The 6,831-nt window shown below is 70.7% G+C and carries 7 protein-coding genes and 1 tRNA gene; 5 read left to right on the forward strand and 3 right to left on the reverse strand.

Annotated elements, in window-relative coordinates; all coding sequences use genetic code 11:
- Window positions 1-129 precede the first annotated feature (129 nt).
- Entirely contained in the window at window positions 130-612 is a 483-nt protein-coding gene (locus AB3M90_RS09780; RefSeq protein WP_412951765.1) for a hypothetical protein, read from the reverse strand.
- Window position 613: 1 nt separating this feature from the next.
- Window positions 614-1,219 (reverse strand): dCTP deaminase, encoded by a 606-nt coding sequence (gene dcd, locus AB3M90_RS09785; RefSeq protein WP_412951766.1) that lies wholly within the window; start codon window positions 1,217-1,219, stop codon window positions 614-616.
- Window positions 1,220-1,290: 71 nt separating this feature from the next.
- Between dcd and AB3M90_RS09790 the strand changes: the two genes are divergently transcribed.
- From AB3M90_RS09790 to AB3M90_RS09810, 5 genes are all read left to right on the forward strand, one after another.
- A tRNA-Gly gene (locus AB3M90_RS09790) sits at window positions 1,291-1,364 on the forward strand.
- 154 nt (window positions 1,365-1,518) lie between these two features.
- On the forward strand, window positions 1,519-1,980 hold the full coding sequence (locus tag AB3M90_RS09795) for a BP74-related protein (protein ID WP_412951767.1): 462 nt from the start codon (window positions 1,519-1,521) through the stop codon (window positions 1,978-1,980).
- A gap of 170 nt (window positions 1,981-2,150) precedes the next feature.
- On the forward strand, window positions 2,151-2,672 hold the full coding sequence (locus AB3M90_RS09800) for a sigma-70 family RNA polymerase sigma factor (protein WP_412951768.1): 522 nt from the start codon (window positions 2,151-2,153) through the stop codon (window positions 2,670-2,672).
- Window positions 2,669-3,376 carry an anti-sigma factor family protein gene (locus tag AB3M90_RS09805; RefSeq protein ID WP_412951769.1) on the forward strand — a complete coding sequence of 236 codons (708 nt, stop codon included), beginning with the start codon at window positions 2,669-2,671 and terminating at the stop codon, window positions 3,374-3,376. The genes AB3M90_RS09800 and AB3M90_RS09805 overlap by 4 nt, the downstream gene beginning before the upstream one ends.
- Before the next feature lie 36 nt (window positions 3,377-3,412).
- Window positions 3,413-3,931 carry a hypothetical protein gene (locus tag AB3M90_RS09810; RefSeq protein ID WP_412951770.1) on the forward strand — a complete coding sequence of 173 codons (519 nt, stop codon included), beginning with the start codon at window positions 3,413-3,415 and terminating at the stop codon, window positions 3,929-3,931.
- A 14-nt stretch (window positions 3,932-3,945) separates the two neighbouring features.
- On the opposite strand, the gene AB3M90_RS09815 is transcribed toward AB3M90_RS09810, so the two are convergent.
- The gene (locus AB3M90_RS09815) at window positions 3,946-6,426 is read right to left on the reverse strand and encodes a glycoside hydrolase family 2 protein (protein ID WP_412951771.1); all 2,481 of its coding nucleotides are present in this window, start codon (window positions 6,424-6,426) and stop codon (window positions 3,946-3,948) included.
- Window positions 6,427-6,831 lie beyond the last annotated feature (405 nt).

Here is a 6,831-nt window from a genome sequence, read left to right on the forward strand (position 1 = left end):
CACCAGCCACGGAGAAGTGCACCTGAGAAGGATGCAGGGCGCCGATACGTCCTTCTGAAGCGCACATCTCCTTCCGAAGCGCACGCCGGCAGCCGAGGCGCCGTTGCCCGGCGTTCCGCCGAAGAGGCCCTATGTCAGGAGAAGCGCGACGCCCGGGCCGGGTGCGGCACCCGCTCCGACGGCCATGAAGGGAAAGGTTCCACTGCTGATCAGCAGGACGAGCGTGACCACCGCGGCGGCCAGCAGCAGGAAGAGGAACGCGTATATCGCGACCGTGAGGCCGCGATAGCCGCCCGAGGTGGGCACGTCCGGCGCCACCGACGGCTCCGACCAGTCGTCGGCGGCGGCGGCCGGCTGGTCGCCCTCGAGGATGGCGGGAGTGGGCCGAGACCCTTCGGCGGCGCGGCGCCGGGTCAGCGGCGGAGTCGCCGGGGCGACGGCATCCGTCCCGGCCGGGTCGGGCGCCTCGTCCGGCGCCGGAGGAGGCGTCAACAGCCCCTCGGGGATCGGCGTCTCCGGCGGGGGTGGGGGGATGACGACGTCGGCGGGCGCGATCACCGGCTCGTCCGGGGCGACCGGCTGTTCGGGATTCGTGCCGCTGACGTCGCTCATCTCAGCCTCCGACTGCTCCGACGTCGGTGACGCCGACGTCTGTCCGATGGAAGTTCTGGAACGACCGGGATGCCGTCGGCCCCCGCTGCCCCTGATACCTGTTGCCGTACGGACCCGACCCGTACGGGTTCTCCGCCGGCGACGTCAGCCGGAAGAAGCACAGCTGGCCGATCTTCATGCCGGGCCAGAGCTTGATCGGCAGTGTGGCGACGTTGGCGAGCTCGAGCGTCACGTGACCGGTGAAGCCGGGGTCGATGAAGCCGGCGGTCGAGTGGGTGATGAGTCCGAGCCGGCCCAGCGACGACTTGCCCTCGAGACGGGCCGCGATGTCGTCGGGCAGGCTCACCTGCTCGAACGTCGCGCCGAGCGCGAACTCGCCCGGGTGCAGGATGAACGGCTCGGCGGGGTCGACCTCGATGAGGCGGGTGAGCTCGGGCTGATCGACCGACGGATCGATGAACGGGTACTTGTGGTTGTCGAACAGGCGGAAGTACCGGTCGAGACGCACATCGATGCTCGACGGTTGAATCATCTCCGGCTCATGCGGTTCGAGGCCGACGCGGCCCGATGCGAGTTCTGCCCTGATGTCGCGATCGCTGAGAAGCACGGGATCAGCCTAGTGCGGGGCGGTCGAGCCGCGGTGGTAGGCTGGCGTTCTCCTGCTCATCGAGCGGGTTCGGGGCTGTAGTTCAATGGCAGAACTTCTGCTTCCCAAGCAGACAGCGCGGGTTCGATTCCCGTCAGCCCCTCCACCGGAGAACGACTTCTCCGATTCGCCGCCGCCGCTCGCGATGCGCGCGGAGCCGTGTGTTCCGCGGTGAGACGCCCGCCGATACGATTCTCCTGACCGCCCGCAGGGAAAGCCGTGCGACGCCGTACCCCGGCTCACGAAGGGATCAGACGATCATGCGTACGAGGTCACGCGTCATTCTCGCCGCCGCAGCCGCAGGCGGCCTGCTGGTCGTCGCCGGCTGCGCCGGCACTCCCGACGCCGCCCCGACCCCCTCGCCCACCCCGTCCGCGAGCCGTGCGCCGGCGCAGGTCCCGAGCGTCGCCACCTTCGAGATCGAGGGGAAGCGGTTCCGGATCGAGCTGATCACGCCCGAGCTCGTCGAGCACGCGGAAGACCTCCTGGCCGGCGAAGAGGTGCCGGCCATCCCGGTGGGTCGCATCGTCCGCGACGACCCGTCGGTCAACGCCCCCTGGTCGTGGCACATCGACCCGGCCACGCTCGAGTTCGCCGACTTCACGACCGAGGTCTGCGACGGTCTTCCCGAATACGTCGAAGACGGCACGCTCACGAGCGACACGTACTGCCCGTGGCTGGCGACCGTGGTCTCGGTCGAGCCGCTCGACGCGGCCGACTGAGCCGCTCGACGCGGGTCGCACACGGCATCCGCGGATTTCTCTGAACCTTTCGCCGGCCCGTATCGTCTCTTCGCCGGAGGTGCGCTCGAGCGCACCGCGAACGGGGATGACATGAGCACGTCGACGGCGGCGACAGCCGCGAGAACACGGTACGGGGTGCCCGCGCGCCCATGAACGACTTCGCAGCACCGACAGATCCCGATCGGCTGCTGCGGAAGGCCCACAACCGTTATTCCGGCATGCTGCGAGGCTTCGTCATCTCGCTCGCCCGCGATGCCGCCCTCGCCGACGACGTGGTGCAGGAGACGCTGCTGCGGGCGTGGCAGAACCCCGAGATCCTGACCAGGCCCGATCCGGTCGTGCGAGCCTGGCTGTGCACCGTGGCCCGCAACCTCGTCACCGACGACCTGCGCAGCGCCCGCCGACGACGCGAGATCGTGACCGACACCCTGCCTGAGGCAGAGCACGACGACGACACCGATCGACTGTTCGAGCGCTGGGTGATCGCCGAGGCCCTGGCCACGCTGCCGGCCGACCACCGGGCTGTCATCACCGGCGCCTATCACGGCGGGAAGAGCATCGCGCAGCTCGCGACGGAGTTCGGCATCCCCGCCGGCACGGTCAAATCGCGGATGCACTACGGGATGCGGTCGCTGCGCACCGCCCTGCGGGAGAGAGGGGTCATCGCATGAGCGACGATCGATATCGGGAGTGGGACGCCGCCTACGTGCTCGGAGCGCTGAGCGTCGACGACCGCCGGGCCTTCGAACGACACCTCCCCTCCTGCGGATCGTGCCGCGAGGCGGTGCGCGAACTGGCGCCGGTGCCCGGCCTGCTCCGCTCCGTCGTCCCCGGCGTGCAGCCCGCGACCCCCGGCGCGGATGCGGCCGACGACCGGGAGGCCGCGGCATCCGATCCGGCGGGGCTGGCCGCGCTCGCCGACCGGGTGCGACGCCGGAGATCGAGGAGCCGGATGCTGCTCGCCGCGGCATCCGTCGCCGTCGCTCTCGCGGGCGGGACCGCCGGATACGCGCTCTCGGCCGCATCCGCCGACCAGACTGCCGTCGTCGCATCGCCGAGCACCGACGCGCCGGTACGTCTCGATCCCGTCGACGGCAGCGGCGTGCGCGCCGACCTCGCGATCACCGAGCAGTCCTGGGGAAGCAGGCTCGACTGGTCGTGCACCTACCCCTCCGGAGTGAGCCGCGGGCACGACTACGAGCTGGCCGTGGTCGACACGCTCGGGGCGAGGACGATCGTCGCGACCTGGACGGGCGACGGCGAGGAGAGGACGACGGGACTGTCGGCCGCCACGTCGCTCGCTCGTGCGCAGATCTCCCGCGTCGAGCTGTCGCTCGCCCCCTCCGGCACCGTGCTCGCGGCCGCCGACTATTGACGCACCTGCGCACCGACACCGACGAGAAGGAGCACCATGTCCACACGTACTGAGACGATCCTCGCGACGGCCTCCCGTCCGACCCGGGTCATCGCCGCCGTCACCCGCATCGCGCTGGGGTTCGTCTACCTCTGGGCGTTCTTCGACAAGCTGTTCGGGCTCGGCATCGCGACCCCGCGAGAAGGAGCGGTGCTGGCGGGCACGTCGGCCAGCGCCGGCTATCTGAGCCACACCGAGGGCGCGCTCTCGGGCTTCTTCCGTTCGCTCGCCGGCAACCCGGTCGTCGACGCGCTCTTCATGCTCGGCCTCGGAGCCGTCGGGCTCGCGCTGGTGACCGGCGTGTGCCTGCGTCTCGCGGCGGTCGGCGGCACGCTGGTGATGGGAGGCATCTACCTGAGCTCGCTCCCGCTCGACAACAACCCGATCGTCGACGACCACCTCGTGTACATCCTCGTCGGCTGGCTGCTCGCGGCGATCGGAGCCGGGTCCTCCGCCGGATTGGGCACCTGGTGGCAGTCGCGACCCGTCGTGCGCGACCATCGCTGGCTGTTCTGACCGCGTGCATCCGATCAGCGGGCGCCCTCCCGGTCCGCCGCAGCCGTCATCACGTCGTTGACGCTGCGCACGACCGGGAACGAGCCGAGCGCCGCGGCATCCAGCGGCTCCGGCGAACGCACGATGATCGTGGTCGGCTCCCCCGCGATCAGGTCGACGTCGCTGTCCTCCGGCCAGGCGTCGGCGACGAGGCGGTCGGGGAAGAGCGAGAACCCGCGAACGAGGGTGTCGGACCGCACCTCGACCGTCTGCCGGCCGTCCTGCCACTCGCCGACCTCGATCCTGAGGTTCGCCGGCTCGAGGGCGAGCTCCTTGTCCTCTGCGAACGTGCGGGTCGCCGACGTCGCCCCCGTGACGTCGGCGCGTACGAACTCCCGCCTCAGGTCTCCGGGCGTGCTGACGTCGGCGTCGAGGGGAACGCCCACGCTGTCGAGGGCGGGCACGACGACCGACACCGCCTGCTCGGCGAGCGCGCGCCCGTCGAACGCGAGCCGGCGGATGCGCCCCTCGACGGTCCACTCCTCGATCGAGTCGTTGACCGCCACGAGCATCAGGCTCCCGTCGGGCATCGGCTGCACCGTGACGAGCCGTTCGGCGTTGGATCGGCGCAGTCCGTGCCACAGCGGCTTCCGGCGGCCGTCGCCGTCGACGGCCGCCCACGACGTCACCGGCCAGCAGTCGTTGAGCTGCCAGACGATCGTGCCCATGCAGTGCGGGCGCTGGGCACGGTAGCGCTCGATCGCGAAGACGATCGCCCGCGACTGGTTGAGCTGGGTCAGGAAGTGCCAGTCCTCCATGCTCTGCGGCTCGGGAAGATGCGGCTCCATGCCTCGGGCGAGCTTGGCGTTGCCGTCGGCGGCCTTCTGATGCAGCAGCATCCCGGGCGATTCGGGGGTGAGCGGCTCGTCGTGGATCGCACGGGTGAGCGTCGACCATGTCGGCGGACCCTGGAAGCCGAACTCCGACACGAACCGCGGCTCGTACTCGGCGTAGGTGGTGTAGTCGACGCGATTCCAGACGTCCCAGATGTGCACGTTGCCGCGGTCGAAGTCGTTCGGGTGCACGTCCATCGAACCGGAGAACGGGCTGCCCGGCCAGTACGGCGTCGTCGGGTCGAGCTCGGCCACGACCTCCGGGAGCAGGTCGGTGTAATACCCCAGGCCCCAGGTGCGGTCACCGATCTGCTCCTGCCAGTTCCAGTCGAACCAGCCCCAGATGTTCTCGTTGCACCCGTTCCAGAGCACCAGGCTCGGGTGCGTCGAGAGGCGCAGCACGTTGTCGCGCGCCTCGGCCACGACCTCGCTGCGGATCGGCTCCTCCTCGGGATAGGCCGCGCAGGCGAAGAGGAAGTCCTGCCACGTCAGCACGCCCAGCTCGTCGCAGATGTCGTAGAACTCGTCGCGCTCGTAGATCCCGCCGCCCCACACGCGCAGCAGGTTGAGGTTCGCACCGACGGCCTGCTCGATCCGGGCGCGGTAGCGCTCCTCGGTCAGCCGGGAGGGGAAGCAGTCATCGGGGATCCAGTTGGCGCCCCGGATGAAGAGCGGGATGCCGTTGATCACGAACGTGAACTTCGAGCCGACCTCATCGTCCGACGTGTCGAGCTCGACCGTGCGGAAGCCCACCCGGCGGGACCACGAGTCCGTCGTGCTCTCGGCGTCGTGCACGCTCACCGTCAGCGTGTACAGCGGCTGCTCGCCCATTCCGCGCGGCCACCACACGGCGGCATCCGGTATCCGCAGCTCGGCGTCGACGGACTCACCGCTGACCGGCACTTCGACCTGCTGACCGCCGATCGAGACCGAGATCACGCGGCCCGTGGCGTCAGCATCCGTTGTCTCCAGCAACGCCGTCACGCGCGCGACGCCCTCGTCGCCGTCGAGCGACAGGGCAGGGCGCACCTCCGCCAGGCGTGCGCCTGACCACGACTCCAGCCGCACGTCCTTCCAGATGCCGGCGGTGACCAGCTGGGGACCCCAGTCCCAGCCGAAGTTCGCCGCCATCTTGCGGATGAACCCGAACGGAGTGGGGTAGGCGTTCGGCAGGTCGCCGAGGTCGGCCGTGACCTGCTCGGCGTACTCCCACGCGGAGTCGAAGACGACCTCGAGGTCGTTCGCGCCCGCGCGCAACCGGTCGGTCACGTCGAAGCGGTAGGTGCGGTGCTGGTTGAACGTGCGGCCGAGCTCGTCGCCGTTGAGCCTGACCGTGGCGACGGTGTCGAGTCCGTCGAAGACGAGGTCGGTGCGCTCGGCGCCGGCATCGGTCCACTCGATCGTCGTGCGGTACGACCACCGCGTGCGACCGATCCACTCGTCCTTCAGTTCGTTGAGGTCGAGATAGGGATCGTCGATCAGGCCGGCCGCGAGCAGGTCGGTGTGCACCGTGCCGGGGACCGTCGCGGGGATCTCCTTCGGGAGCGCGGCCGCGGGGCTGTCGGGGGCGGGGTCGGTGGCGCGGAGCGTCCAACCGGCGGTGAGCGAGGAGACAGTGGTCACAGTCGTCGATCCTTTCACGCCGGGCCGGTTTCGGGGCGGGGCGCCCCCGAGTCGCGCTCGAGGGAGGAACACGCCGGTGCGGACGCGCGGCGCCCGGCCTAAGCCCCGCTCGAGGGAGGAACACGCCGGTGCGGACGCGCCGCGCCCGGCCTAAGCCCCGCTCGAGGGAGGAACACGCCGGTGCGGACGCGCCGCGCCCGGCGTGTTCCTCCCCTGAGCGGCAGCGGATGCCGTGGGGGCGGATGCCGCGGGGGCGCGGGGCGGGGCGCCCCCGAGTCGCGCTCGAAGGAGGAACACGCCGGTGCGCCGGCCCCGAGCCGCGCTCAAAGGAGGAACACGCCGGTGCGGACGCGCCGCGCCCGGCCTAAGCCCCGCTCGAGGGAGGAACACGCCGGTGCGGACGCG

Origin of the sequence: Microbacterium martis (assembly GCF_047246685.1) — a bacterium.
Taxonomy (GTDB): Bacteria; Actinomycetota; Actinomycetes; order Actinomycetales; family Microbacteriaceae; genus Microbacterium.

Coding starts and splice junctions, on each gene's coding strand:
- AB3M90_RS09780 (WP_412951765.1), bottom strand. CDS start 612: ATGAGCGACGTCAGCGGCACGAATCCCGAACAGCCGGTCGCCCCGGAC.
- AB3M90_RS09795 (WP_412951767.1), top strand. CDS start 1,519: ATGCGTACGAGGTCACGCGTCATTCTCGCCGCCGCAGCCGCAGGCGGC.
- AB3M90_RS09800 (WP_412951768.1), top strand. CDS start 2,151: ATGAACGACTTCGCAGCACCGACAGATCCCGATCGGCTGCTGCGGAAG.
- AB3M90_RS09805 (WP_412951769.1), top strand. CDS start 2,669: ATGAGCGACGATCGATATCGGGAGTGGGACGCCGCCTACGTGCTCGGA.
- AB3M90_RS09810 (WP_412951770.1), top strand. CDS start 3,413: ATGTCCACACGTACTGAGACGATCCTCGCGACGGCCTCCCGTCCGACC.